Annotated in this window: 18 protein-coding genes; 7 read left to right on the forward strand and 11 right to left on the reverse strand. The window is 73.0% G+C overall.

The window, feature by feature from the left end:
- Positions 1-2 precede the first annotated feature (2 nt).
- The 3 genes from ACIQBL_RS08055 to ACIQBL_RS08065 form a co-directional block, all read right to left on the reverse strand.
- Positions 3-2,843 carry a hypothetical protein gene (locus ACIQBL_RS08055; protein ID WP_401938155.1) on the reverse strand — a complete coding sequence of 947 codons (2,841 nt, stop codon included), beginning with the start codon at positions 2,841-2,843 and terminating at the stop codon, positions 3-5.
- A 289-nt stretch (positions 2,844-3,132) separates the two neighbouring features.
- Positions 3,133-6,501, reverse strand: a complete 3,369-nt coding sequence (locus ACIQBL_RS08060) for an FtsX-like permease family protein (protein WP_401938157.1) — start codon at positions 6,499-6,501, stop codon at positions 3,133-3,135.
- 106 nt (positions 6,502-6,607) lie between these two features.
- Positions 6,608-6,979 (reverse strand): PPOX class F420-dependent oxidoreductase, encoded by a 372-nt coding sequence (locus ACIQBL_RS08065; RefSeq protein ID WP_401938160.1) that lies wholly within the window; start codon positions 6,977-6,979, stop codon positions 6,608-6,610.
- Positions 6,980-7,151: 172 nt separating this feature from the next.
- On the opposite strand from ACIQBL_RS08065, the gene ACIQBL_RS08070 reads away from it, so the two are divergent.
- The gene (locus ACIQBL_RS08070; RefSeq protein WP_401938162.1) at positions 7,152-8,360 is read left to right on the forward strand and encodes an SGNH/GDSL hydrolase family protein; all 1,209 of its coding nucleotides are present in this window, start codon (positions 7,152-7,154) and stop codon (positions 8,358-8,360) included.
- On the opposite strand, the gene ACIQBL_RS08075 is transcribed toward ACIQBL_RS08070, so the two are convergent.
- The 3 genes from ACIQBL_RS08075 to ACIQBL_RS08085 all read right to left on the reverse strand — a co-directional run bounded on the left by ACIQBL_RS08075 (position 8,353) and on the right by ACIQBL_RS08085 (position 12,310).
- Positions 8,353-10,662 (reverse strand): glycosyl hydrolase family 95 catalytic domain-containing protein, encoded by a 2,310-nt coding sequence (locus ACIQBL_RS08075; RefSeq protein ID WP_401938165.1) that lies wholly within the window; start codon positions 10,660-10,662, stop codon positions 8,353-8,355. The two genes, ACIQBL_RS08070 and ACIQBL_RS08075, sit on opposite strands and share 8 nt — an antisense overlap.
- 148 nt (positions 10,663-10,810) lie before the next feature.
- Positions 10,811-11,293, reverse strand: a complete 483-nt coding sequence (locus ACIQBL_RS08080) for a DUF456 domain-containing protein (RefSeq protein WP_401938167.1) — start codon at positions 11,291-11,293, stop codon at positions 10,811-10,813.
- 36 nt (positions 11,294-11,329) lie between these two features.
- Positions 11,330-12,310 (reverse strand): winged helix-turn-helix transcriptional regulator, encoded by a 981-nt coding sequence (locus ACIQBL_RS08085; protein WP_401938169.1) that lies wholly within the window; start codon positions 12,308-12,310, stop codon positions 11,330-11,332.
- A gap of 1,726 nt (positions 12,311-14,036) precedes the next feature.
- Here ACIQBL_RS08085 and ACIQBL_RS08090 point away from each other — a divergent pair.
- The gene (locus ACIQBL_RS08090; RefSeq protein ID WP_401938171.1) at positions 14,037-14,987 is read left to right on the forward strand and encodes a protein phosphatase 2C domain-containing protein; all 951 of its coding nucleotides are present in this window, start codon (positions 14,037-14,039) and stop codon (positions 14,985-14,987) included.
- A 73-nt stretch (positions 14,988-15,060) separates the two neighbouring features.
- Positions 15,061-16,803: a pyruvate dehydrogenase gene (locus tag ACIQBL_RS08095; RefSeq protein ID WP_401938174.1), complete on the forward strand. Its 1,743-nt coding sequence runs from the start codon at positions 15,061-15,063 to the stop codon at positions 16,801-16,803.
- On the opposite strand, the gene ACIQBL_RS08100 is transcribed toward ACIQBL_RS08095, so the two are convergent.
- Entirely contained in the window at positions 16,800-17,942 is a 1,143-nt protein-coding gene (locus tag ACIQBL_RS08100; protein WP_401938177.1) for a helix-turn-helix domain-containing protein, read from the reverse strand. The genes ACIQBL_RS08095 and ACIQBL_RS08100 overlap by 4 nt on opposite strands.
- A gap of 130 nt (positions 17,943-18,072) precedes the next feature.
- On the opposite strand from ACIQBL_RS08100, the gene ACIQBL_RS08105 reads away from it, so the two are divergent.
- Entirely contained in the window at positions 18,073-18,543 is a 471-nt protein-coding gene (locus tag ACIQBL_RS08105; RefSeq protein ID WP_401938180.1) for a hypothetical protein, read from the forward strand.
- Between the two features lie 474 nt (positions 18,544-19,017).
- Positions 19,018-19,470, forward strand: coding sequence for an ATP-binding protein (locus ACIQBL_RS08110; protein WP_401938183.1), 453 nt, complete (start codon positions 19,018-19,020; stop codon positions 19,468-19,470).
- Between the two features lie 84 nt (positions 19,471-19,554).
- Here ACIQBL_RS08110 and ACIQBL_RS08115 read toward each other — a convergent pair whose 3' ends face one another.
- Both ACIQBL_RS08115 and ACIQBL_RS08120 read right to left on the reverse strand, forming a co-directional pair.
- A complete protein-coding gene (locus tag ACIQBL_RS08115; RefSeq protein ID WP_043679070.1) occupies positions 19,555-20,589 on the reverse strand; it encodes a DUF2637 domain-containing protein in 1,035 nt (344 codons plus the stop codon).
- Between the two features lie 303 nt (positions 20,590-20,892).
- Positions 20,893-21,741 carry a (2Fe-2S)-binding protein gene (locus tag ACIQBL_RS08120; protein ID WP_401938187.1) on the reverse strand — a complete coding sequence of 283 codons (849 nt, stop codon included), beginning with the start codon at positions 21,739-21,741 and terminating at the stop codon, positions 20,893-20,895.
- 157 nt (positions 21,742-21,898) lie between these two features.
- Between ACIQBL_RS08120 and ACIQBL_RS08125 the strand changes: the two genes are divergently transcribed.
- Positions 21,899-22,705: a GntR family transcriptional regulator gene (locus ACIQBL_RS08125; protein WP_401938188.1), complete on the forward strand. Its 807-nt coding sequence runs from the start codon at positions 21,899-21,901 to the stop codon at positions 22,703-22,705.
- Positions 22,706-22,841: 136 nt separating this feature from the next.
- Positions 22,842-23,117, forward strand: a complete 276-nt coding sequence (locus tag ACIQBL_RS08130) for a hypothetical protein (protein WP_401938191.1) — start codon at positions 22,842-22,844, stop codon at positions 23,115-23,117.
- A 1-nt stretch (position 23,118) separates the two neighbouring features.
- Here ACIQBL_RS08130 and ACIQBL_RS08135 read toward each other — a convergent pair whose 3' ends face one another.
- Both ACIQBL_RS08135 and ACIQBL_RS08140 read right to left on the reverse strand, forming a co-directional pair.
- Complete coding sequence (locus ACIQBL_RS08135) at positions 23,119-23,901, reverse strand: hypothetical protein (protein WP_401938192.1); 783 nt, start codon at positions 23,899-23,901, stop codon at positions 23,119-23,121.
- Between the two features lie 114 nt (positions 23,902-24,015).
- Entirely contained in the window at positions 24,016-25,689 is a 1,674-nt protein-coding gene (locus ACIQBL_RS08140) for a PucR family transcriptional regulator (RefSeq protein ID WP_401938194.1), read from the reverse strand.
- Between the last annotated feature and the right edge of the window lie 261 nt (positions 25,690-25,950).

Raw genomic sequence — 25,950 nt, forward strand, 5'->3', positions numbered from 1 at the left:
CCTCACGTCAGGCGCAGTACCGCCCCCAGCCGGCGCCGGCGCGCAAGGACGGTCTCCGTGGCCGCAGCCGCCAGGATCAGCGCGGTCACGCCCGCGACGAGGGCGAGGGTCAGCGAGTAGTCGGTGCGCAGCGCCGGTTGGGCCGGGCCGCCGGTGAACTGCCGTAGGTCCAACGTCCCTGCCATCAGGCGCGGTTCGAGCAGTCCGAGGAGTGTGCCGCCCACCGCCGACGCCACCGCCAGCGGCAGCAGTTGCAGGAAGTGCATCGCCCCGGCCTCCTTGCCGCCGAGTCCGAGTGTGCGCAGATACGAGGTGGTGCGGCTGCGCTCGTGGGAGGTGAGGGTCAGTTCCAGGGCCAGGGCGAGCAGGCCGGACAGCGCGGCCAGGATCGAGGTGGTGGCGTAGAGCGTGCCGAGACCCTGCGTCAGGCCGTCCGCGCGCAGGGAGTTCAGGGTCTCGGAGCGGACGAGGATCCGGGCCAGCGGTCCGAGCGCCTTGGCCGCCGCCGACCGCAGTGCGGCGGGTTCGGCAGTCGCGGGACCTTCGCTCTTCAGGAGCAACACCGTGCTGCCTGAGGACTGTTGAGGTAGCAGATCCTCGGCGGTGGCGGTGGTGATCAGCATCGGCGTCCCGGCGGCGATCTGTGCCGTGACCGGGCCGAGGAGGGGGTCGCGCAGGTTCGCGGCGGTGAGGGTGCCGACCGGCTCGAAGGTCAGGTCCACCGGGGGCTCGCCCTGCGTCACCACGGTGGAGGTGAAGTCGCCGGTGCGTTCCCTCGCCCGCAGGTCGGGGGAGAGGAAGGACGGCAGGGGGACGCCCGGGTCGGCACGGGTTCCCGACGGGGCGGCCAGCCGGGACAGCAGGGCGTCGGCCAGCGGTGACTCCGGGGCGACGGCGGCCAGTTGACGGGGATCCACGGTGACCACGGCGACCTGGGAGAACACCGCGCCGTCGGTCCGTCCCACCATGTCGAGGGTGTACAGACGCTGGACGGCGGTCCGTATGTCGGTAGTGGTGCCCGCCCCGGGTACGGCGGTCGCGGTCCCCGCCGCGGTCGCGCTCGCGTCGGCGCCGGTGGTCCAGGCCGCGCCCGTGGCCAGGCCGTCGTCGACCGTACGGTGCACCAGGCCGCCGAACACGGCCGTGCCCAGGGTCAGCACCAGGACGAACAGGGCCAGCCCGGTCGCCGGGGCGTCGTGCGCGGCCCGGGCCGCCCCGACGAAGCCGACCGCTCCCCGGCCGCGCCGGGTCCGCCGTAGCACCAGGCGCAGTACGAGCGGATGGATCCGCAGCAGGATCACCACGACGGCCAGCGCCACCAGTACCGGCACCGCGCCCAGGATCCCGTCGGGGCCCTGCGAGCGCAGCGCGACCACGCCTGCCGCCGTCGCGAGCAGCACCGTCAGTTCCAGGACCACGCGTCGGCCCACGGCGGTCTTCCGGCGCGAGCGGCGCGACCGGCCGGGTCGGCGCGGTTCGCGGACCGCGAGCCAGGTCATCAGCGGCACCGTCAGGGCCACCACGGCGGTGGCGAGGGCGGCGGGCACAGGTTGCGGCGAGCCGGACGTGCCGGTGGGCGCGAGAGCCCGTCCGGCCGCCCAGCCGAGCAGCGCGGCGACCAGCACCACCGGCCAGGCCACGGCACACCGCAGCAGCACCAGCCGCGCGGTGGACGCGCCCCGCGCCCGCTGCAACCGCAGATGCGCCTGCCTCCGGCGCAGCAGCAGTCGTACGGCGACGGCGACGGTGGCCAGCGCGACGGCGGCGAGCGCGTCGACGGCATACGTCGCCAGCGCCCTGGCCTGGTCGTCCTGCGCGGTGAACGCGGCCAGCAGCGGTGTCAGGGAGTCCGTCAGCAGCAGGGACTGGGTGGCCTGGCCGCCGATCTCGCAGCCGATGTCGCCGGTGACCCAGTCGCTGCCCTGGCACCGGGCGGCGCTCAGGTCCGCGCCGTAGTGGGACAGCGGACCGGTCAGCGCGCGGGCCCGGTCGAGCGCCGCGCCGGAGAGGTCGGCGCGCAGCTGCCAGGTCACCCGGGGGCCGCCGACCCCGGCGCCGGCCAGCACGTCGGCGGCGTCGCGGCCGACGAGGCCCTGGACGGCGAGCACGGTGCCGGTGGAGCGCTCCGCCGGGTAGCGCGACGGCTGGTCCAGCGTCTCCCGGCCGGTCCAGAAGTCGTCGGCGGCGGCCTTGGTGCGGTAGACCCCGCTCACCAGCAGTTCCGCGTGGGGCGGTGCGCTCTGTGCGCCGGGCGTCCTGGCGAACTCGAGGGCCAGCCGGCTGCCGGGCCTGACGCCGAGCGCCTGCGCGGTGGCCTGCGACAGACCGATCTGGGGCGCGGTGGCCGGCGGTGTGTGGTCGGCGGGCGCGTGGCCGCTGACATAGCGCAGATGGGCCCGCGCGGACGGCAGGTAACTGGCCGTCAGATGGGTGGTGGTGTTCGCGGGTCCCGGCGGCTTCGGTGTGATCAGGGACGCCGGGTCGTAGTCGTAGCTGCCGCCGTCGGTGAACGTCAGGTGCCGCGCGGCGGAGCCGCCGAGCTGCTCGGTGAGGGTGCGGCCGGCCCCGAGCAGGGTGGCCATGTCGACGGAGGGCGGCGAGGTGGTGAAGACCTCCGGTGTGGTGCTCAGGCTGATCAGAGGCGCCTGGGCCTGCGCGGCGTCGACGCGCTGCCGCAACGCCCGGTCCTCCTGCCGTCCCGCGAGGACGGGAGCCCAGGCACACAGCGCCGTCAACACCAGAACCAGCACCGCGAGGCAGGCCAGCAGCGGCAGATCGCCCCGGGTCTCCTTGCGTATGAGACGCCGCGTCACCGCTGCGCTGGGCTGCACCGGTCGTCTCACGGGCGCGTCCGTTTCCATGGTTCGGCTCACGGTCCGCCCACTCCTGTCACGTCCGGCCGCATGGGTCGGCTCAGTGCCGCGCCCGTGCCCACGGCTTGGGGCACCGCCGCGTGGCTGCCTGCGGGGCGGCTCGCCGCCGTGCCTGTTTCGACGGTTCGGGTCACCGGCTGCCCTCTCGTGTCACGTCCGGCCGCATGGGTCGGCTCAGTGCCGCGCCCGTGCCCACGGCTTGGGGCACCGCCGTGCGCCTGGCTGCGGGGCGGCTCCCCGCCACGCTCCGCCCCACGGCTCACCGGTCTTCCCCCGCTCGCAGCACACGTACCAGGTCCACCCGGGACAGCAGGCGGGCCAGTGTCAGCACGGCCGCGCTGATGGTCAGGGCGGTCGTCAGCGCGGTCAGGGTCACCGTGGCCCAGGGGACGATCTGGGGCAGCGGCGGATAGGGGGCCTGGCCGGTGTCGTCCACGGTGACCAGTGGCAGTACCGCCGAGGCCAGGGCCATGCCCATCAGTGCCCCGGGGACGACCGCGAACAGCGCCAGGCTCAGTTGCTCGGCGGCCAGCAGCGCGGACAGGTTCTTGGTGCGGACGCCGATCGCGCGCAACAGGGCGAACTCCTTGCGGCGCTGCCGGGTGGAGACCACCGCGTGCACGGTGAAGGCGATGACCGCGAAACCGGGGGCGAGGTAGCGGACCAGTTCCAGTACCCGGCGCAGCCCGCCGCGGAACGGGTCGGCCTGAAGGGACACGGCGGTGCGGGCAGCGGTGGTGACGCCGCCCAGCGCGGGCTGCGCCTCGACGGCGGCGGCCGTACGCGCGCTGTCGGTGCTGTCGAGCAGCCAGAACGCGGGGTCCTCCTGGTCGACACCGGCCAGTGTCAGCGCGGTGGCGAGGCGGCGCTGGTCGGCGATCAGATGCCCCTGGCCGCGGCCCAGTCCGGGCAGGGAGTCGACGCGGCCCACGATCCTGGCGGTGATCCGGCCCTTGCCCAGATCCAGGGTCGTCGTGCCGCCCACTGTCAGGCGCGCGTCGCGCAACGCCGAGGCGTCGGCGCGTACCGGCAGCGGCGCCGGATCACCGCCCGAGCCCGCCACGAAGCGCACCTGGCTGCCGGACACGGTGTCGTAGTCGCTGTCGGACAGACCGCCGAAGGCGTCTCCGACGGACTGGGAAGGCTTGATGCCGGTGCTGATGGTGGTCCGGAGTACCTCCGAGGCGCCGGGAACGATCGCGCACACTCCGGGGGCGCCGGGACCGTAGCCGCCGGACAACTTCCCTTTGCAGGCGCCCTCGGTGGAGTCGGCGGCGTGGTCCGTGCCGTCGGTCCAGGTCTGTCCGCCGGGCAGCCGGGTGACCCAGGTGTCCGTGGCGCCGCGCGCGCCGACGCGGAGCAGGTCCAGGTCCAGCCGCGCGGGCCGTACGTTCGGCTGCGGCAGGACGTTCACGGCGGTGACCGTCAGCGGATACGCGCGCGGGTGGCCGCCGCTCAGTGCCACGCCGAGCGGGATCACGAGGGTGTGCCGGGCTCCGTCGGCGGCGGGCAGGTGGGTCGTCACCGCGCTGACGAGGCCGGACGCGTCCTGCACGGTCAGCTCCAGGCTCGGGGCCGTGCGGTCGCCGTCGCTGCGCAGCCGCTCGTCCAGCAGCAGCGCGGTCGGACGCCCGGGGAGCGGTATCCCGAAGACCACCGGTGCCGGGGTGCGGGGCACGGGCCCGCCGATCGTGCCGACCAGGTTCTCGGTGGCGCCGCCGGGCAGGTTCACCGTCGACTGCGTGACCGGGGTCGCGGAGGTCACTCCGGGGAGTGAGCGATAGGCGGCGCCCAGTACGGGGGCGGGGTAGCCGTCGTCCGCCGACGGGGTGATCCGTACGTCCGCGCCGACGGTGAACGCGGCCTGCTCGGACGCCAGGCCGCCCAGACAGGCCAGCGCGGTGGTGGCGAAGGCGCTCAACGACACGGCCAGGCACATCAGCACCACCGGCCCCGCGTTGCGTTCGGCCCGCCGGCTCAACTGCCAGCCCGCCAGGGCGAGAACCAGGCCCCGGCTACGCCGGCCGAACGCGTCCAGCAGCAGCGAGGTCAGCGGCAGCAGCCGTAGCAGCAGGAGTGCGGCGGCGCCGGCCACCAGGGTCGGCACCAGGACGAGCACCGGGTCGGCGGAGGCGCTGCCGGTGCCGACGTCGGCGATCAGGGAATGGTGCCGCCGCAGTTCCAGGTAACCGAGGGTCGCCGCGGCCAGCAGCGCGAGGTCGGCGCCCAGCCGTTGCGCGGCGGCGGCCCGCGCACCGCGCGCCGGCCGTGCGCGCGCCGACGGCAGCACGGGAAGCAGCACCGCCGCCGCGTGCACCAGCAGGGTCAGGCCTACGGCCGCCCACGCGTCGGCGCCCCGGCTGCCGGGGTGCAGCAGCCCGGCGAGGAAGGGCGCGGCGGCGGCGGCGGGGACGCCGGTGAGCGCCCACTCGGCCGCAGCGCCGCGCAGCAACCGCAGGGTGCCGGCGCCCCTGGCCTGTTGCAGGGCCAGTTCGTCGCGCCGCCGCACGGTCAGCTGGCGGGCGGCCAGTACGAGGGTGGCGAGGGCGAGGACCGCCAGCATCACGCTCGGCAGGTACAGCGAGGAACGGGCCGCCACCGTCGGCACCGTCAGGTCGTCGATCGCGCCCGGCAGACCGGAGGCCACCGTCAGGTCGTCCAGTGACGGCTCCCGGCCGCCGAACACCGACACGCGGCCCTGGCTGCCGGAGAACGCGCGCAGCCGGTCGCGCAGCCCGGCGAGGCCGTCCGCGTCGAGCCCGGAGAGGTCGGGCTGCATGCTCCAGTGGGCCGTCAGATGCCCGTTGAGGACGGCGCTGCCGTTGAGCGCCGACGCCGACACCACGAGCAGGTCCTGGTCCGCGGTCTCGCCCCGGGTCAGGTCACCGGCCATCGCGGGCCAGAACCCGACGGCACCGGTCGCCCGGAAGACGCCGGTGATCCGCAGCGTCATGGCGCGGCCGAAGGCGTCCTGCACCCGGAGACGGGAACCGGCCGTCACGTCCAGGCGCTTGGCCAGCGCCTCGGGCACCGCCGTGTCGGCCGGGGCGGTGGACCCGGTGGCGACCGGGACATCGGGCAGCGAGGTGAACGCGCCGGCCGGGGCGTCGGCCGTACCGGCGGGCCACCGCCCGGCGGTCAACCGCCCGAACCGGCCCCCGTCCTGCACCGCGACCGGGTGCAGCCCGCTGCCCCCGGGACCGCGCGGCGGGCCCGCCACCCCGTCGATCCCCGTCACCGAGACCGGCGAGGTGCCCAGCAGTCCGACATACGTCCGCTGCGGCACCCCGGCGAACACCCGCTCGCCGGCGGCCCGTACATCCCGGTCGGCGGCGGCCATCCCCCCGGCCCGGAAGGACGCGTTGACGTTCACCTGCGCGCCGGGGTCGCCGGCCAGCCGTCCTACGGCCCCGGCCTGCACCGAACTCCCGGCCAGCGCCGCGAGCGCGGCCAGTGCCGTCGCGCACAGCAGTACGGTCACCGCGACGGCGGACAGCACCAGCCCGTGCCGGGTGGCCCGCCGGGCGACGGCGGGAAGCCGCCGCCGAGCAGGAGGCGGGACATCCGGGCGTCGCGGCGAAGACGTGAAGGCCGTGGCGACCACATGAACCCCCGCAGAATCGAACATGTGACGGTGACGGCGCGCCACAGTCCTACCAGGCATCCCCCAACTGGGCAAGAATCGCCGATCTTTGGCGCCCGGCGCGCCGAAACGCCGATCCGGACGAAACCCCCTACTCGGCGTCCAGTCCCCAGCTGTGGATCCGCCGCGGATGGATACGGATGACCTCCTCGCTCATGTGCGGCCCCAACTCGTGCGGTCCGACGAGGAGTTCGGCCTCGCCGCGGATGTCGATGCCCCGTACCTTCCAGGGCCTGACACTGACGATGTCGTCCACGACCAGCGCGACCTTCGGGTTGGCCTTCAGGTTGCGCCACTTCTTCGTCGTGCCCATCGCGTAGCCGCCGACCAGGATCGTCCCGTCGTCCTGCGGGAAGAAGCCGACGGGATTCGCCTGCGGCTGCCCCTTGGGGTCGACGGTGGCCAGTCGTCCCAGCCGCTGCGATCTGAGGTACACGCGCTCGGCGTCGGTGAATTCGGTCATGCCCGCAGCCAAACACGCCTGCCCGCCCGGCGCATCGGCTTCGGGATCTACGTCCTCCGCCCTACTCCGGACAGGCGGATACGGCGGCGGCCACCGGTGATGCTCCGCCGTCCGCCCGTCCCCGCGTGCCACGGTCGCCTCCTAGTGGTCGGCGGGGAGAGGCGGAGCGCTCATGGTCGGGGCCGGACGGATCGTCGTGGCAATGCTGGTGGTCGTACTGGGCGCGGGAGTCGGGCAGGGCACGGCGACCGCCGAAGCCCCGGCTCCCGAACCCTTCGACACCTGGACCGGCACCTGGGAGGCCGCTCCCTCCGGCACCACCACCGCCCATTCCGGCGCCTCCTTCCGCAACGTCGTCCACCTCAGCGTCGGCGGCGACGCGACCCGCGTCCGGCTCACCAACCGGCTCGGCACCGCCCCCCTCCGCCTCGACGCGGTGACCGTCGCCCTGCGCGGGTCGGGTCCGGACGCCGTGCCCGGCTCGATGCGCACCGCGACCTTCGACGGCGCCCGGACGGTCACGATCCCGGCGGGTGAGGACCTGGTCACCGACCCCGTCCCGCTCGCCGTACCCGCCGGAGCGGACCTCCTGATCACGGTCCACACACCCGACGACTCCGGCCCGGCGACCTACCATCGCGCGGCCGGACAGACCAACTACCTTGCCCCGAGCGGCAATTGGGCGGCCGACAGCGACGGCTCCGCGTACACGACGACCACCACCTCCTGGTACTACGTCACCGGCGTCGACGTCCTCGACGCCCCGGCGGCCGGCAGCGTCGTCGCCTTCGGCGACTCCCTCACCGACGGCAACGGCTCCACCCGCGACGCCAACCACCGCTGGCCCGACCGGCTCGCCGAGCGCCTCAACACCCTGCCCCCGTCCCGTCGCCTCGGCGTCCTCAACGCCGGCATCTCCGGCAACCGCCTGCTGCGCGAGGACGTCGGACCGAGCGCCCTGTCCCGCCTCGACGCCGACGCCCTGTCGCGGTCGGGCGTGCGGGTGGTGATCGTCCTGGAGGGCGTCAACGACATCAAGGGCACCCCGAACGCCACCGACCCCGACGCCTTCGCGGAGGCCTACCGCACCCTCGTGACCCGCGCCCACGCCCACGGCATCCGCGTCATCGGCGCGACCCTCACCCCCTACGGCGGCAACAGCGGGTACACGGCGGCCCGCGAAGCCGTGCGGCAGCGGATCAACGTCGCCCTCCGTGCCGGCGGCCCCTTCGACGCGGTCGTCGACTTCGACGCCGCCGTCCGCGACCCGGAGCAGCCGGACCGGATCCTGCCCGCCTACGACAGCGGCGACCACCTCCACTTCAACGACGCGGGCATGCGGGCGCTGGCCGACACGGTCGGTCTCGGCACGCTCAGCTGAGGGGCAGCCCCCAGCGCGGGGCGTCCGCGTTCGGCCGCACCGGGGCGATCGTCAGGTCGGGACGGTCGCCCCTGGCGGTGATCAGCGCCGACTCGCCCTTCCTCAGGGCGACTTGGAGGGTCCCCTCGGCCACGGACGTGTACCGCAGCGGCCGTCCGCGGTCGTCCCGCACGTCCACCGGGCCCGCGATCCCGTGCCGTACGACACAGGGCGCGCCCGCCCCGCTGACGAGCCGTACCCAGCGGGTCGCGCCGTTCCTGCGGACCGCGCTGAGCGAAAAGGCGCCCTGTGTACGGAAGTCGTGCACGGTGAGGTCCGCCCACGCGGCCGGCACGGCCGGGAAGACGCGGACGATCCCGCCCCAGGACTGGCAGACCATGTCGTGCAGCGACTGGGACGCCGACAGCGGGGTCTCGATGACCGGGCCGGACTCCTTGTACATGGTGTTGGCCTGGATGAAGCGGGTCATCAGTTGGCCGAGGTAGCCGAGGGCGTCCTCGCCCTTGCCGAGCAGTGCGGACATCGAGGCGGCGCCGGTGAAGGTGTAGCCCTGGAGGGCGCCCTCGAAGCCGACCCAGTGTGCCAACGACCGCTCGATCAGGGCGAGTTCGTCGGGGGTGCGGCCGGTCACCTCGTACAGCGGGTAGACCGCGAGGAGGTGCGAGTAGTGGCGGTGGGACTTCGCGAAGGGGATGTCCGCGCCGATCATGAAGCCGTTGGCGTCGGTCGGATACGCCACCCGCTTGGCCAGCACCTCGCGCCAGCGCGGCGCCGACTCGTCGTCGATGCCCAGGAGTTCGGCGGATTCGAGGAGGGTGCGGCAGCCCCAGGTCAGCAGCATGAGGTCGTAGTTGCAGTCCCGTGAGTTGCCGCCGTACTCGGGGGAGAAGGTGGCAGGGAGGTGCAACTTGCCGTCCGTGCCCGGCTCCAGGAAGTGCAGGTAGTAGTTGACGGCCTTGCGCAGGAGCGGGAAGAGGACGTCCCGCAGGATCGACTCGTCCATGGTGTGGCGGTAGCTGAGCCAGACGTTGTGCAGGGCCCAGGTGAGGTCACCGACCTCGGGTGTCGGCGAGTCCTGGCCCGGGATGCCGACGCCGTAGCCGGTGAGCGTGCCCGCGGCGCCGTTGACCAGCTGGGGGTCGGTGGTGCGCGGGATGCCGAGCGAGTCGGCGCGGTAGGGCGCCGCGACCTCCTTGGCGAGGTTGTCCCGGAACTCGCTCAACGCCCGTGTCACCGCGTCGAGTTCGAGATGGTTGGAGCCGTGGATGAGCCAGTACTCCAACTGCACGTTCAGGTTCCACCAGGTGTTCGGCCACGGCGTCGGCTCCAGCCAGGGCCCGCTCGTCGCCATCACCGGCGCGTCCCGGCGGGCCGCCGAGGCGACCTTGTACAGCTGGATCCAGTAGAAGCGCTGGATCCGGGCGTCGGGGAGGGAGAGGAAGCTCTTGCGGTAGTAGGCGTGCCACCAGGCGCGGTGCGTCAACGCCAGCGTGGAGTAGGGGAGTTGGGAGGCGCGGCGCACTTCTTTGAGTGCCCGGTCCAGGGCCGTCGTCCTCGGATACGAGTGCGCGACATGGACGTACAGCGTCCGGGCCCGCCGGTCCCTCCGCTCCCGCCACGCCGTCACATGCTGTCCGCCGGACAGCAGTGGCTGTACGGCGGCCGAGACGCCGTCGTGGTCGGCGACCTCGGCGGGCGGGTTGCCGGTGTAGCCGTCCGGGAGGGGCTTGAAGGCGGCGCGGGGGCTGATCGCGTCGGCGGGGTGGAACACCCAGCGGAAGTCGCGCTCGCCCGCGCTGGGCGTGACCTCGACGGCGAGGACCGAGCGGTCGTTGTGGACGAGGGCGCGGAGGGCGAGGGTGCCCCGGTCGGTGGTGAGGGTGCCGGTGAGTTCGGCGTCGCGCAGGCCGAGGCGCCAGTCCAGGCCGGTGATCGTGCCGACCGGTTCCAGGGTGAAGTGGCCGATCGGCAGCCGGGCCAGGCCGAACAGGGAGCCGTACTCGGGGCGGTGGTCCTGGACCTCGGAGTGCTGGACGTTGAAGCGGACGGCGCTCGTCTCGGCGCCGGGCTCGGCGTAGATGCCGGAGCCGAGGAAGCCGTTGCCGAGGAACGGGCCCTCGTACCAGGTCGTCGGCATCCGCTGCCAGACGAGGTCGGCGTCGTCGAGGACGGCGCGCCACGGGTCGGCCGCGCTTGTGTGATCGGTCGTGGCCTCCGCCTGCGCGGGCACGCCCCCGGCGAGGAGCGCACCGCCCAGGGCGGAGCCGGTGGCGAGGACGGTACGTCTGGACGGGCTGGACACGGTGTCTCCCGGCGGCTCGGCGATTCCAGCGGACTGAGCAGATTCATCGGAGCTATCCCGGGAGGGAACGTAGAGAAGGGGCGTCTGCTCGTCAATAGAACGGGAGAGATCCGATGTGTTAACCCGGCGTGGGCGGGCCCGGATGGGGTCAGCCCCAGATGGTGGCGCCCAGCCATGCCCCCGCGATCAGCAGGCAGGTGAACAGTTCCGTCAGCACGCTGGAGCCGCCCGAGCGCATCGCCGTACGGAGCGAGGCCATGGCCTCGCCGTGCCGGCCCAGCCGCAGGCGCTCGTGGACGTAGATCCCGGCCATGAAGCCGGGGACCGCGCCGAGCACGGGGATCAGCACGAAGCCGAGGAGCGCGCCGACTCCGGCGTACACGCCCATCCGGGGGGTCGCGCCGCTCGCGCGCAGCCGGCGGGGCGGCAGGACCCAGCGCACCACCTGGGAGAGGAGGAGGACGGCCGTGGCGCCCACGAGGACGCCCCAGGTGACCGGTCGCGGGTCCTTCAGCGCCCACCACAGGACCGCGGCCCACACCAGCCACGACCCCGGCACTCCGGGCACCAAGACTCCGCACAGGCCGAACAGGATGACGACGCCGACCAGCAGGAGTTCACCCACTCCCATCTGCCCAGCCTGCGGGATCCCGGGTGAGACCGCAGGTCAGCCCCGGGCCACCCAGCCCCGGTCGTAGGCGTGCCAGCCCAGTTGCAGCCGGGTCGTCGCGCCGGTCAGCTCCATCAGCCGCTTCACCCGGCGCTGGACCGTCCGCAGGCCCAGGCCGAGCTGTTTCGCGACGCTGGCGTCGGTCAGCCCGGCCAGCAGCAGGGACAGCACCTCCAGGTCCGTGCCGTCGGGGCCGTCCGGCTCCTGCTCGGTGGCGCCGGGCGGACTCAGGCGCAGCGGGAGGGCGTTCCGCCACACCGACTCGAAGAGGCCGCAGAGCAGTTCCAGCAGGCCGCTCGCGTGCACGACGAGCGCGGCGGGCTCCGCGGTGTGCGAGGTCAGCGGCACCATCGCGAGGGTCCGGTCGGCGACCACCAGTTTGGTCGGCACCCTGTCCACCACCCGCACCTGCTCGCCCCGGCCGACCGCGGCGGTCAGTTCGGTGATGCCGTCCGGCAGGTCGAGCACCGCGCGTTCGAGGACGACGCGGTAGCGGACCCCGCGGCCGACGGCCTGCTCCTCCGCGTCGTTCTCCATGCCGGTGACGGCGACCGGGTTCCCGGTGACCAGCGCGCACACCTCCTCGCTCGCGCCGAGCTGGAGCTGGAGGAACCGCTGGGTGACGGCCGCGGCGCCGCTCACCACCTCCACCAGATCGTGTACGGCGGTCTCGGCGGCCGACGCCCGGTACTCCTCGGCGAGCAGCGCGGCGGCCAGTTCGGCCTGCTCCAGTTCGTGCCGTCGCCGGGTGAGCAGGGCGCCGAGGGCGACCCCGGGCGGGGCGGCGACCCAGCGGCCGGGGCGGGCCGACGACTGGGCCGCGAGTCCGTGCCGCTCCAGGCGGCGCAGGGCGCGCTCGGTGTCGTACTCCCCGAGCGTCAGCCGTCGGGCGAGATCGGGCACGTCCGCGGCGCCGACGGACACCAGTGCCCGGTACGCCGACTCGTGGGCCTCGTCCAGACCTATCGCTCCCAGCATCGGCTGCCGCCCCTCCCCGAAGACCCCGTCGCGTCGCGCGCGCCGTGGCGGAAAACAGCCACGGCGCGAACCCGCCTCGGCACATCATCGCCGTACCGCCCGCCCCTCTGCCAAGGTTGCGCCACCAGGGCATCAACTGCCGCCCGAAATGGTCGTATTGAGCCTTATTGGCCTGCGGATTCGCAGACGGCGGATCGCGCGGGGGACGGTCCGCGCAGCACAGCGGATCCTCAGGAAGACAGGTCACACTCGGGACCGGACGGGCCGAACCCGCGACGGGATTCGGTCACTTGGAACGTGACCCGGCTCCATGACGTGCGCAGGCATGTAGGGGATCTGGGGCCGGGTCACCCGGTTGTCGCCGGGCGGTTCTCCCGTGGGGGGTGGAATCGCCCGGCGGCCCTGTGGGGCTCTGTGTCGGACGGGTGTTCGGTCCGTCATCCGACACGCCGTTCGAGGAGGGGCGCGCACCGGATTTTCCCGACGCCCCGTTTTCATCCGGCCCGCGCGGTGGACAATTAGGGGCATGAGCCAGCAGGGGGGAACGCCGACCGGTCACGAGGACGACTGGTGGGGCCAGCTGTACGACGACACCGCGGCCGACACGGGACCCACGGCCGCGGCCGACTCCGTGGACGACCGGTTCGCCTCGGCGGCGGGGACGGTGGGGGTGCCTCCGGCGGATGAGCGGGCGCGTCCGGGGGGCCCGGGTGTCCCGGGGCCCCGCGCGGGCGCCGAACCCGACTCCGGACCTTCTGCGGCTACGGGTTCGGCCGCGCCGGGTGCTTCCTGGGAACCGCCGTCCAGTGCGCCGCCGTTCCCGCCTGGACCTCCGCTCCATGAGGTGACGGGGGCACCGGGCACCGCTGCTGCCGAGTCACGGGTTCCGGTGGATGGGGCGCCGCCCCGGGCGGTTCGGGACGGCGATGGGGGTGGCTCGTCCGGTGTTGCGGGGGCGGGTGGTGCCGGGGGCGGTTCGGCGGGGGGTAGTGATGGGTCCGTTCCCCTCCGGGGTGACATGGCAGACCCGGCGGCTCCGGGCGACCTCCCGACCGCAGCCCCCGGCGGCACGGACACACAGCCCGACCTCTCGCCGGCCGACCCTCAGCGGCCCGCCGGTGCCGAGTTCCCGCCCGCGTACCCGCGGCGTCCGGCGGATCCCGCGCCTTCTGCGGACAACCCGGCCGTCGCTCCGGCGGGCCGCCGTCCGGACGGGCTCTCCGGCTCTCAGTCATCGGTGGTTCCCGCGCGTCCTGTGGGTGATCCCGTCGGGGCTCCGGAGCCTTTCCGTCCGGATGGTCCGTCCTCCCCGCCCGCTTATCCGCAGTCATCGGTGGTTCCCGCGCGTCCTGTGGACGATCCCGCCGGGGCTTCGGAGTCTCTCCGTCCGGATGGCTCGTCCTCCCCGCCCGCTTATCCGCAGTCACCGGCCATTCCCGCACCCCCTGCCGACAGTCCAGCCGGAGTTCCGGGGGACCTCCGTCCGGAGGGGCTGTCCGCCCGGAGCCCCTCCCCTCAGCCCACCTCCCCGCAGCCCCTCTCCGCGCCCCCCACCGACAACCCCGCCCTCGCCCCGCCATCCCCCCGCCCGGACCGTCCGTTCGACCCGCGCCCCTATCCCCAGCCACCGGCCGCGTCCGCCCCCACCCCACAGCCCCTCCCTGTCGTCCCACCTCCCAACCTTCCCGCCCTCCCACCCCCACCCGCGTCCCTCACCCTCGACTACGTGGGCTCCGGTCCGCCCACCTACGACGCCGAACCCACCGCCCTGCCCCCCGCCGACCCGGACGACCTCGACGACCTGGTCGCGGACACCGTGCTGGACGGGGCGCGGTACGGGACGAGCACGATCAGGGCCGTGTCCGTGCGGGGGGACTCCGCGAGGTTCCGGGGGGAGCCGCGGCGGGACTCGTTGCTGACCGCGCGGTTCGGGGTCGGGGAGCAGGCGTTGGTGCTGGTGGCGATGGCGACCGGGGCGCGGGCCACGCCGGGGGCGCACCGGGCCGCCGCCGAGGCCTGTCACTGGATCGGGCGGGCCGTGGGGCGGAGTCACGCGCGGCTCGCCGAGGACATCCGCGCTGCCCGGCGCGGTGATCTCAAGTCCGGGCTCCACCGCCTCACCGACCGCAGCCTCGGCAAACTCCGGGCCAGCGCCGCCGAACAGGGCGTCGAACCGGAGGAGTACTCGGCCACCCTGCGCTGCCTCCTCCTCCCCGCCCACCCCGAGTGCCGTACCCGCGTCTTCTTCGGCGTCGGCCCCGGCGGACTGTTCCGGCTGCGGGACGGCGAGTGGCAGGACATCGAGCCCGCCGTCGGCGACACGGCAGGCGAGGCAGTCGTCGGCTTCGGGTCGCAGCCCGCCGAGACGCCCGAGGGCGACCGGCTCACCATGGACCTCGGCATCCCGACCCCGCCGAGCCCGTACGAACCCGCCCCCGAACCGCCCCGCGAACCCTTCCGCTTCCGCGCCTCCGTCGCCCGCCCCGGCGACACCCTCCTCATGTGCACCGGCGGCCTCGCCGAACCGCTGCGCGGCGAGCCCGAGCTGTCCGCCCATCTGTCGGGGCGGTGGTCCGGACCCACCCCGCCCGGTCTCGCCGCGTTCCTCGCCGACACCCAAGTGCGGGTCAAGGGTTATGCCGACGACCGCACGGCCGCCGCCGTTTGGGAGGCGTGACGGCCTGTGCTGTGAATTCATGGAACCCAGAGGGATCCGCAGGACACCGGAAACCGAAGGGCACCTGAGAGCCATGGCCAAGCAGAACGTCGCCGGACAGTTCGTCGACATCCTCGTCCGCGCCGGAGTCGAGCGCCTCTACGGCGTCGTCGGCGACAGCCTCAACCCGGTCGTCGACGCGATCCGCCGCAACTCCGCCATCGACTGGATCCACGTCCGCCACGAAGAGACCGCCGCCTTCGCCGCCGGCGCCGAAGCGCAGATAACCGGGAAGCTCGCCGCCTGCGCCGGCTCCTGCGGCCCCGGCAACCTCCACCTCATCAACGGCCTCTACGACGCCCACCGCTCCATGGCCCCGGTCCTCGCCCTCGCCTCGCAGATCCCGTCCAGCGAGATCGGCCTCGGCTACTTCCAGGAGACCCACCCGGAACGGCTCTTCCAGGAGTGCAGTCACTACAGCGAACTGATCTCCAGTCCCAGGCAGATGCCCCGGCTCCTCCAGACCGCCATCCAGCACGCGATCGGGCAGAGCGGGGTCAGCGTCGTCGCCCTCCCGGGCGACATCGCCTCCGAGCCCGCCCCCGACAAGGCCGTCGAAACCGCCCTCGTCACCTCCCGCCCCTCCGTCCGCCCCGGCGACACCGAGATCGACAAGCTCGTCGAGATGATCGACGAGGCGGACCGGGTCACCCTGTTCTGCGGCAGCGGCACGGCCGGCGCGCACGCCGAGATCATGGAGTTCGCCGGGAAGATCAAGTCCCCGATCGGACACGCCCTGCGCGGCAAGGAATGGGTTCAATACGACAACCCCTTCGATGTGGGGATGAGTGGTCTCCTCGGCTACGGCGCCGCCTACGAGGCCACCCACGAGTGCGATCTGCTGATCCTCATCGGCACCGACTTCCCGTACAACGCGTTCCTCCCCGACGACGTGAAGATCGCCCAGATCGACGTACGGCCCGAACACCTCGGCCGGCGCTCGAAGTTGGACCTCGCGGTATGGGGCGACGCGAAGGAGACGCTGAGCTGTCTCATCCCGCGGGTGAAGCCGAAGGGGGACCGGCGGTTCCTCGACCGGATGCTCAAGAAGCACGCCGACGCGCTGGAGGGCGTCGTCAAGGCCTACACACGGAAGGTCGAGAAGCACGTCCCGATCCACCCCGAGTACGTGGCCTCCGTCCTCGACGAACTGGCCGACGAGGACGCCGTGTTCACCGTCGACACGGGGATGTGCAATGTGTGGGCCGCGCGTTACATCACGCCCAACGGGCGACGCCGGGTCATCGGTTCGTTCTCCCACGGGTCGATGGCGAACGCGTTGCCGATGGCGATCGGCGCCCAGTTCACGGACAGGGAGCGGCAGGTCGTGTCGATGTCCGGCGACGGCGGATTCTCCATGCTGATGGGCGACTTCCTCACCCTCGTCCAGTACGACCTGCCGGTGAAGGTCGTCCTGTTCAACAACTCCTCTTTGGGAATGGTCGAGTTGGAGATGCTGGTCGCCGGCCTCCCGTCGTACGGCACCACCAACAAGAACCCCGACTTCGGGGCCGTGGCGCGGGCGTGCGGTGCGTACGGAGTGCGGGTCGAGAAGCCCAAGGACCTCGAAGGCGCCCTGAAAGCCGCCTTCAAGCACAACGGGCCGGCCCTCGTCGACGTCGTCACCGACCCCAACGCCCTGTCCATCCCGCCGAAGATCAGCGCGGAGATGGTGACGGGCTTCGCGCTGTCGGCGTCAAAGATCGTGCTGGACGGCGGAGTCGGGCGGATGCTGCACATGGCCCGCTCCAACATCCGGAACCTGCCGCGGCCCTAACCGTCGTAAGGCGCCCAGCCCTTCGCCGAGTACCAGTAGTGCGGCAGGCCCTTGATGCTCGTCGTGCGGAACGGCTTGCCGTGGTCGTCGATGCGGAGCGTGCCCGTGCGGCCCTGGGAGGACCAGTCGAGTTCGAGGTACCAGCGGCAGTCGCAGGTCGTGGTGCGGGCGGTGACCATCAGTACTTCCGGGTCCTGTGCCGAGACCCGGTACGGCAGACGCAGTGCCGGGGTCCGGTTGCCCAGGTCGTCGCTTCCGGCGACCGGGCGGGCGAGGGGGTGCCGGGCGTCCAGGTTCACCCCGAAGTAGCGGGGGACCAGACCTCCGCCGCAGCCCTGGTCCATCGCGTAGGCGGTGCCGTGCGCGGGCGCGGCACGTCCCGCGACCCGTACCCGCAGCGCCTCCAGGACGACCGCCGTGGACGTCCGCCCCTGCACCGAGATCTCGATGTTCGTGTCGTGCCCGTGCACCGCGTGCTGTTTCGCCGCCCAGGCTCCGGCGTCCTCCGGGGCCGGTGGCGGCGGAACCTGCGTGGGTGACTCGTCCACGACGTAGTCGTGGCTGCAGTGGATCGTCCACACCTGGGAGTCGGCGGTCCAGGCGAGGGGAGCAGGGAGGGCGGACGGTGAGGCTTTCGGCCTGGCCGTGCCGTGGGTGGACACCGCCGACAGGGTGCCCCACAGGGCGAGCGTCGCGCACACTACGGCGGCGGTGAGCGTCAGGCGTCGGCGGTACCAGGGGCCGGGCGTCGCCTCGGGGACCTCGTCCGGTTCCGGTACCGGTACCGGAACCGGGCTCTCCGCCGGCGGCGCGGCGACCCGGGGCCGCTGTCGTGCCGCCACCGCCAGGATCCAGTACCGGTGCAGCTCCAGCCGCTCCTCCGCCGTCGCCCCGCACAGCGCCGCGAAGCGTTCCACGGGGGCGAAGTCGAGGGGCACCGCCTCGCCCACGCAGTAGCGGTGCAGGGTCGACGCGTTCATGTTCAGGCGGCGGGCCAACTGGCTGTAGCTGCGGTCCGTGCGTGCCTTCAGGCGGCGCAGCAGTGCCGCGAACTCCTCGACGTCCTTGTCGTTGCCCTCGCCCGACACCGTTCCCCCGTGCGTGTCGCGTCCCGGGACGGCATCCCAGGCACTCCCCATATGAGGAGGTCAGCGGGGGTGGGACGGTTCCACCGTCGCGAGGTCGGTGTCGGTCGTTGCGGTCGCCGCCGCCGGGCGCCGAAGCTCGTTTCGACCACAGCACCGCATCGACCCGAAACGGGGACCACACGTGAACAGCAAGAAGGCCACGCGCCGCACCGCCCTCGCCGCCGGCCTCGCCCTCGCCCTCGGGCTGGGCGTGGCGGCCCAGGCATCCGCCGGCGCCCCGCGCACCGTGAGCGGCTCGCCGGACGACAACATCACCCGCATCGCCGACTTCTACGGCGCCTACGTCGACGCCGAGAGCGACCTCGACAGCGGCGGCGGCAAGCTGGCCCAGCAACTGCGCGCGTACTACCTCACCCCCGCCTACCTGAAGAAGCTGAGGGCCTGGGAGGACAAGAACCACGCGGACGGCGTCCTCCAGGCGCAGAACACCCCCATGAGGTGGAAGGTGACGGACAACGGCACCGCCGACTACACCGAGGCCGCCATCACCCTCACCTGGGGCGGCGGGGACACCACCAAACTGATCGTCGACATGACCCGCACGACCCACAAGATCTTCCACATCGGCACGAAGGGGATCGGCGGCAAGTAGGCCCCGTAGAGGAGCCGTTCGCGGTTCCTGAACGACTGATTCCGGCCAGTTTCGCGGAGGTCGGGCCTCGGGGGAGGTCCGGGGGACCAACCGCCCCACGGCTTCGCGGACTACGGCCGGATCGGCAGCCCCGCATCGGCAGTCGGTTCGATCGCCGGTGGTCAGGACGGCACGGGGTGTCTGGTCCCCGCGCCGGGAGCCATGGCACCCCGGAGGGGAACGCCCCGGCCGCCCCACCCGGGACGCATGCTCCGTACGGTGGCCGTTCGACCGTACGGACGGCGTCGCCCCCGAATCCTCCGCCCCGCCGGGTTCGGCGCAACTGTGGCCGAACACCTGGTCGTTGATGATTCGACATGACTGCCCTGTTCCCGACGAGGGCATGGATCCCCGTGAAGGTGTTCGAGCAGGAGGGAACCGGAAACCGGCGTGCAGGCGGGGGTCATGAAGAGGCAAGCACGAGGGGGCGGTCCCATGGCGATCGGGGCCTCCTCGGCGAAAGCGGTGGAGGACAAGGCCGACAGCGCCACGGAACCGGCGCAGCCGCCTCAACTGAGGCGCAGACTCGGACGCGCGGACCTGCGGGCGGTGCCCGAAGCCCGGAGGGCGTTGCGTGAACTGTTACGGCACTGGGGGAGGCCGGGACGATCGGAGATAGCGGAGCTGCTCACGAGTGAACTCGTCACCAACGCGCTGATCCACACCGACCACGACGCCGTGCTGACGGCGACCGTCGGACCCCGTGGACTGCGCGTGGAGGTACGGGACTTCGTGGCCCGCAGGCCCAGACTGCACGTACCGAACGCCGACGACGGTACGCACGGGCGGGGCCTGGTCCTGGTGCAGTCCCTCGCGGACGCCTGGGGAGTGTCGGCCCACGGGGTGGGCAAGTCCGTCTGGTTCGAGCTCGATTCCGAGACGGCATGAGCAACGGGACGGGGGCGGCGTCCCGTTGGACTCCGCCCCCGTCCCGATGTCGCCCGGTCCCGGATCCTGCTTTCCGGCTCGGGCTCAGCCGAACTGCTGCTCCAGGTCCTTGAGCTTGCGCTCCAGGGAGTCGAGTCGCGGCAGGGCCATGGTGTCGTCCTCGGCGGTGAGGTCGACGGTTATCGGGTCAGATGCCCCGCGGACTGGCTGGAGTGAGGGACGCGTGCGAACCGGCAGTTGTTCCGGCGTCGATAGAGCAGGCTCCGCGGAGGGCTGCGAGGAGCCGCGCTCCAGGGCCTGCGGTTCCGGCGTCCGGCCCCGGCCGATGAGGCCGCGCTGGCCCCGGCTTATGGCCTTGAGCTGGGCCCGCTCGATCCGCTGCTGGTCGCGCCGGCGCAGTCGGGTCTCCTCCTTCTTCGCCTTGTCCTCGCGCACCTCGTCGACCGCCTCGTCCAGGCTGCGCACGTTCTCCAGGAGCATCAGCGACCAGGCGCTGTAGGTCTCGCGGGGGGCCCGCAGCCAGCGGACGATACGGATCTGCGGCAGCGGACGCGGCACCAGACCCTGCTCGCGCAGCGCGGCCCGTCGGGTCTGCTTCAGCGCGCGGTCGAACAGGACCGCGGCCGACAGCGACATGCCGGAGAAGAACTGCGGGGCGCCCGCGTGGTCGACACCCCTGGGCGCGTGCACCCAGTTGAACCAGGCGGCGGCTGCCGCGAACGTCCACACGAGTATCCGGGAGCCGAGGGCCGCGTCACCGTGGCTGGCCTCGCGGACCGCGAGGACGGAGCAGAACATGGCCGCGCCGTCGAGGCCGAACGGGACCAGGTACTCCCAGCCGTCGGTGAGGCCGAGGTTCTCCTGGCCGAAGCCGACCAGTCCGTGGAAGGAGAGTGCCGCGGCGACCGCCGCACAGCAGAACAGAAGGACATAGGAGGCGATGCCGTATATGGCCTCCTTGCGCCTGCGGCGCTCCTCCGTGCGCTCCCACGAGTCGTCTTTCGCGTGCTCCCCGCCGGACCGCTTGCTCCGCGCGAGCACCGCCACCGCCGCCAGCATGCCCAGGAGCAGTACGGCGCCGGGAAGCAGCCAGTTCAGCGATATGTCGGTCAGTCTCATCTGGGGTCCCTTGCATTGGGATAGGGCGTAACGCCCGCCATAGTGGCCCAATCCCAACGGCCCTCAGGCGTTTTCGGGGCAAGAGGCCGCCAAGGAGGTGCAAGGGGATGCCCAGGGCGGCTTTCTGCTCGAACTGCCGCTTGAGGGGCGGGAGTTGAGTTCGAATAAGACTACCCGTACGGGTGGTTCCACGGAAAGTTCCTGCGAAAAGTGAGGAAGTTGTGAAGCACCTGTTACCGGGTGGGTGTCTCGTTCGCGGCCGATCCTAGCGGGCCCCGAGTGGAGTGTGTGACTGAGGGTGCCTCAACTGGCTGCGGCGGCCAGCAGCTTGGTGACCCGCTCCGCCTCACCGGTGCGCGGACAGGTGGCGCAGGCGTCGTCCGCGTCCAGCGTGTAGTACATGCAGCAGCTCGCCCGGTCCCGGGTGGACAGCGACTCGCCGTTCGGTCCGGCCACCTCGCGGAACGCGGCGGACCCGACGTACGGCCTGGTCGCGCCCGGCAGCAGCCGCTCCAACTCCCGTACGGCCCGCGGCTGTTCGCCGAAGAGGTCGGCGACGTACCAGATCCCCTCCACGACCTCGTCGGTCGCCATGCCCCATAGGGCGCGACCGCGCCGTCGCATCCGCGGGCCGAAGCCGGCCAGTACCGGCTCCATGTGTTCGGCGACCGCGGCCCGCACCTCCGCCCGCAGCGCCTCCTCGTCCGCGACCACCCGCGCGCCGGGCAGCGCCGCCGCCGGATCGCCGGGCAGGCAGGCGAAGGGGCCGGTACGGACGGCCAGGTGGCCCATGTCGAGACCGGCGGCCGTGCGGTCGTAGGAGACGTGGGTCACGGGGAGGCGGGGGACGCGGCGGTGGAGGAACCACGGGACGGTGAACAGGAGGCAGACCGGCCAGGCGTAGCGGTGCAGGCCGAAGCTCGCTATCACGTCCGGGCGGCCCCTTCGGCCGTGGTCGCGCAGGACCTGGGCGTCGTCCCGGGCCAGGAATGCCTCCAGGTCGGCTCCGCCCTCCGCGAGTGCGGCGGCGTGTGCCCAGCCGCCGCCGGTCGGGGTGGGTTGTCCGGGGGTGAGTTCGGTGATCGCGAGCCCGGGGACTACCTCGGTGAGGCGGGCGTACGCGTCCGCTGTGGCCGAAGGGGGCAGGGGCATGCCGGGACCACCGATTCGCCGTTGGTTTAGAGGTAAGGCTTACCTTACCAACCCCTCCCGTAATTTGAACTAGTCCGATCTGCGCCTAAGGTGCTTGACGGACGAGTAACAAGACGCCGTAATGACCCCAAGTACCGACACGTCCGGAGGAGGACCCGTGAAGCAGGGCACGCAGGGCTCCGCCGGGACCGGAATTCCGGATGCGCCTGCCCGTGGCTCCCGGGTGCCGCCGCAGCAGCGCGCCGCCGATGTGGACCGGGACCGGGGTCTCGCGGACGGCGCCGGTGCGGTGCGCGGTGAGCACACGCACAGCGAGACGCCGTTCCCGCGCCCGCGTGCGGTCGTCCAGCGTTCCTCCGTGCGCGGTCAGATACTGGACGCGCTGCGCACCGCGCTCGTCGGCGGCGAACTGACCCCCGGCGAGGTCTACTCCGCGCCCGCGCTCGGCGACCGGTTCGGCGTCTCCGCCACCCCCGTCCGCGAGGCCATGCAGCAGCTCGCCGCCGAGGGCGCCGTCGAGGTCGTACCGAACCGGGGTTTCCGCGTGATCGAGCGCGGCGCCCGGGAACTCGCCGAACTCGCGGAGATCCGTGCCCTCATCGAGGTCCCCGTGCTGCTCCGGCTGGCCCGTACGGTGCCCGCCGCGCGCTGGGCGGACCTGCGCCCCCTCGCCGAGGGGACCGTCCGCGCCGCGTCCTCCGGGAGCCGGGCTGTGTACGCCGAGTCCGACCGGGCCTTCCACTGCGCCCTCCTCTCCCTCTCCGGGAACGCGCAGCTGGTCCAGATCGCGGAGGACCTGCACCGGCGCGCCCAGTGGCCGCCGGCCGGCGGTGCCGTGACGCGCGGGCGGGCCGACCTCCTGGCGGACGCGGCCGAACACCTCGCGCTCCTGGAGGCGTTGGTCGCGGGGGAGTGGGACGTGGTGCAGCCACTGGTGCGGGAGCACTTCGCGGGAGCCGCGTGAATCCGAATATGTGACTCCGGTCACGAGCGGGTCCGGGTCCGGCCACCGAGGGCCGCACCGGGAACCCGGTCGGCCGGTGGTGACGTGCCCCACGGAAAGGGACGACCGTTCCGTGGTTCCGTGGGGGAGAGCGCCGATGTTTCCGAATCCGGGCCAACAAGCCGCACAGCGGGCCGCGCAGCGGGGCGCCGAGCAGTCGGCGCGACAGGCGGCGCAGGACGGGATGCGCGCCGCGCAGATGGGCGCCCGCCGCGGCCACTCCCGCTCGGGCCGCGGCGGCGGCCTCCTGTCCTTCCTCCTGCTCGTCGCCGTCGTGGTGCTGGTCGCGCGCGACCCCGAACTCCGGGCGTCCGTCCTGCGGTTCGTGCACCACATCGTGAACGTCGTCCAGAACCGGACCGAGGGTTCCTGACCTACGCCGTGGCCGCCCCCGGCGCGGGCACCGCCAACTGCCGTGCCAGCCACGTCGGTACACCGCCGAGCAGCTTGAACAGCCGCCGGGCCTCCTCGCGCAACCGGGACGCCTCCGGCTCGACCTCCGCGTCCGCGAGCGACGCGAGGGCCGGCGCCGTACCGACGAGGTAGCCCAACTCCTCCCGGATCCGCAGCGATTCGGCGAAGCCGTGCCGGGCCTCCGCCAACTCCCCGTCCCGCAGGGCGAGTCCGGCCAGATGGCGCCAGGTGAACGACAGCAGCAGCGGGTCGGCCTGGTCGGCGGCCCCCGCGTGTGCACGCCGGTACGCGGCCCGCGCGGCCTGCGGCGAACGGGCCAGGTTCTCCGCGAGCAGCCCGCGCCGGAAGTCCAGCAGTGCCCGCCCCGAACCGCCCGGCGGGATCAGCGCCGCCGCCCGCCCGAGCGCGGCCCGCGCCTCGTCGGCCCGGTCGCGGACCCCGTGCAGCGTTGCCGCGTAGGCGAGTTGACCGCGTTCGCAGGCCGCCGCGCCGCGTTCGTCGTCGCTGTGGGCCAGCGCTTCGGCCGTGCGCAGCGCGTCCTCGGCCTCCTCCCAGCCCCGCTCGGTGTACAGACACCGTTCCACGAGCAGCGCGGTCCGCTGGAGGGCCGGCGCCGCGGTGTCGGGCCGCAGCAGCGCCGCCGCGTCGGCCCAGCAGGCCCGCGAGCGCAGCCGCCACACCGCGGTCTGGAGGGGATCGTCACCTTCGGTCGTTCCGTGTCCAGACATGGCGGAATGCGCCACGTTGCCCTCCCCGAGCACACCATTGAGCTGTTGAGTGCTGGCATCTCAGCACGGATCGCACGGCCCGGCCAAGAGGGTGGGTGAAAGAATTCACAAAGTCGTGGGATCGCCGGGTCAGCTCATCCGCAGCGCCAGGAAGAAATCCAGCTTGTCCTCAAGGCGCGAGAGGTCCCGACTCGTCAACTGCTCGATCCTGCCGACCCGGTAGCGCAGCGTGTTGACGTGCAGATGCAGCCGGGTCGCACAGCGCGTCCACGAACCGTCGCACTCCAGGAACGCCTCCAGCGTCGGAATCAGCTCCGCGCGGTGCCGGCGGTCGTAGTCGCGCAGCGGGTCGAGCAGGCGCGCGGTGAACGCCCGCCGCACGTCGTCCGGCACGAAGGGGAGGAGGAGCACGTGCGAAGCCAGCTCCTGGTGCCCGGCGGCGCACACGCGCCCCGGACGCGCCGCCGCCACCCGCCGTGCGTGCCGCGCCTCCTCCAGCGCCCCGCGCAGCCCCTCCGCCGAGTGCACGGCCGCGCTCACCCCGAGCGTCACCCGCCCGTCGCCGTCGAGCCCGGCCGACAGCGGATCCCGTACGGTCGCCAGGAGCGCGTCCGCGTGGATCCCGGACTCGGAGCCGTCGTGCTCCGCCGACACCGCCGGCAGCGGTACGAGCGCGATCGCCTCCTCGCCCGAGTGGGCCACGGCGATCCGGTCGGCGGGCTCGGGGCCCGTCGTCAGCGGGTCGACCAGGATCTCCTCCAGGAGCGCCTGGGCGACCGGGCCCGCCTCGATGGCGGCGCCGTCCCACTCGACCCGGGCCACGACCACCTGCCAGTGCGGGGCCGCCCCGAGACCGGGCAGCAGTACGGGGGCGGCGACCCGCAGCCGTGCGGCGATCTCGGCCGGCGCGGCACCCGTCTGGACCAGCTCCAGGACCTCCTGTGCGAGCCGTCTGCGTACTGTGCGCGCCGCGTCCCGCCGGTCCCGCTCGACCGCGATCAGCTGTGTGACGCCCTGGAGCAGGTCCAGGCGCTCGTCGGGCCAGTCCCCGGCGTCCGCCTCGACCGCGAGCAGCCAGTCCGACAGCACCGTCTCGCGCACGTCCCGGGAACCCTGCGCGGGGCGCCCGCCGCCGCGGATCGGGAAGAGCGAGTACGTCGAGCCGCCCAGCGCCAGCCGGTGCGGTCCCCGGCGGCCCGTGCGGGCGGCGGCCAGCTGCTCGGCGGCCAGCTTCGCGCAGACGTCGGCGGGCAGCGCGGGCCCCGACACCTTCGAGCCCGCGATCAGCCGCCCGGTCGGCGACAGCACCCACGCCCGCAGATCCAGGTCGGAACCGAGCAGGTCCAGGACCACGTCCGGGCCGCCGCCGGCCGGGCCCGAGGTCATCATCCGGCGGTGCCGGTCCACCACGGCCGCCAGATCGCCGGCCCGCTCGCCGGACACCTGTCGTACGACATGCTCGGTGATCGTCGCGAACGCCACCGACTCGTGGACCGCGAACAGCGGCAGCCGGTGCCGGGCGCAGACGGCGATGAGGTCGTCCGGAACCGCCCCCAGTTCGGCCTCGCCGGCGGCCAGCGCGGCCACCCCGGCGGACACCAGGATGCGTACGAACGGCTCGGAGTCGGAGGCGTCGCGGCGCCAGGCAAGACCGGTCAGGACCAGCTCGCCGCCCGAGAGGTAGCGGCTGGGGTCCCGCAGGTCGGTGGTCATCACCCCGCGTACCGTGCGGTCCAGCTCGTCCTCGCCGCCGAGCAGCCGCAGCCCCAGCGCATCGGTGTCCAGAAGTGCGCGCAGCCGCATCGCCGTCGCCGCCGTTCTTTGTCTAGAAAACTACGATGAACCAAGAGGTTCTGTGGGTGCGGGGCCGTGCGGGGCTGTTTCCCACGTTTCCACAGGGAATCGGAGGGGTTACTGATGACCTCCGTTCATATGAATCTACAAGATGCCCGCGCTGGCCAGCCAACTCCTTCATGGTTTCCGTGACTGACCCGCTCCGCGCACGGCGCTGTGTACTGACCTCACGCTGCATGAACAGCGCATGAACGAGCCGGGCCCGCCGCA

It is taken from the genome of Streptomyces sp. NPDC088350, assembly GCF_044753545.1.
Classification (GTDB): Bacteria; Actinomycetota; Actinomycetes; order Streptomycetales; family Streptomycetaceae; genus Streptomyces.

Excerpts from the sequence above, each read along its gene's own strand:
- ACIQBL_RS08120 (WP_401938187.1), bottom strand. The coding sequence starts at position 21,741 with ATGCCCCTGCCCCCTTCGGCCACAGCGGACGCGTACGCCCGCCTCACC.
- ACIQBL_RS08085 (WP_401938169.1), bottom strand. The coding sequence starts at position 12,310 with ATGCTGGGAGCGATAGGTCTGGACGAGGCCCACGAGTCGGCGTACCGG.
- ACIQBL_RS08070 (WP_401938162.1), top strand. The coding sequence starts at position 7,152 with ATGGTCGGGGCCGGACGGATCGTCGTGGCAATGCTGGTGGTCGTACTG.
- ACIQBL_RS08060 (WP_401938157.1), bottom strand. The coding sequence starts at position 6,501 with ATGTTCGATTCTGCGGGGGTTCATGTGGTCGCCACGGCCTTCACGTCT.
- ACIQBL_RS08095 (WP_401938174.1), top strand. The coding sequence starts at position 15,061 with ATGGCCAAGCAGAACGTCGCCGGACAGTTCGTCGACATCCTCGTCCGC.
- ACIQBL_RS08130 (WP_401938191.1), top strand. The coding sequence starts at position 22,842 with ATGTTTCCGAATCCGGGCCAACAAGCCGCACAGCGGGCCGCGCAGCGG.
- ACIQBL_RS08065 (WP_401938160.1), bottom strand. The coding sequence starts at position 6,979 with ATGACCGAATTCACCGACGCCGAGCGCGTGTACCTCAGATCGCAGCGG.
- ACIQBL_RS08115 (WP_043679070.1), bottom strand. The coding sequence starts at position 20,589 with ATGAGACTGACCGACATATCGCTGAACTGGCTGCTTCCCGGCGCCGTA.
- ACIQBL_RS08110 (WP_401938183.1), top strand. The coding sequence starts at position 19,018 with ATGGCGATCGGGGCCTCCTCGGCGAAAGCGGTGGAGGACAAGGCCGAC.
- ACIQBL_RS08080 (WP_401938167.1), bottom strand. The coding sequence starts at position 11,293 with ATGGGAGTGGGTGAACTCCTGCTGGTCGGCGTCGTCATCCTGTTCGGC.
- ACIQBL_RS08100 (WP_401938177.1), bottom strand. The coding sequence starts at position 17,942 with ATGGGGAGTGCCTGGGATGCCGTCCCGGGACGCGACACGCACGGGGGA.
- ACIQBL_RS08140 (WP_401938194.1), bottom strand. The coding sequence starts at position 25,689 with ATGCGGCTGCGCGCACTTCTGGACACCGATGCGCTGGGGCTGCGGCTG.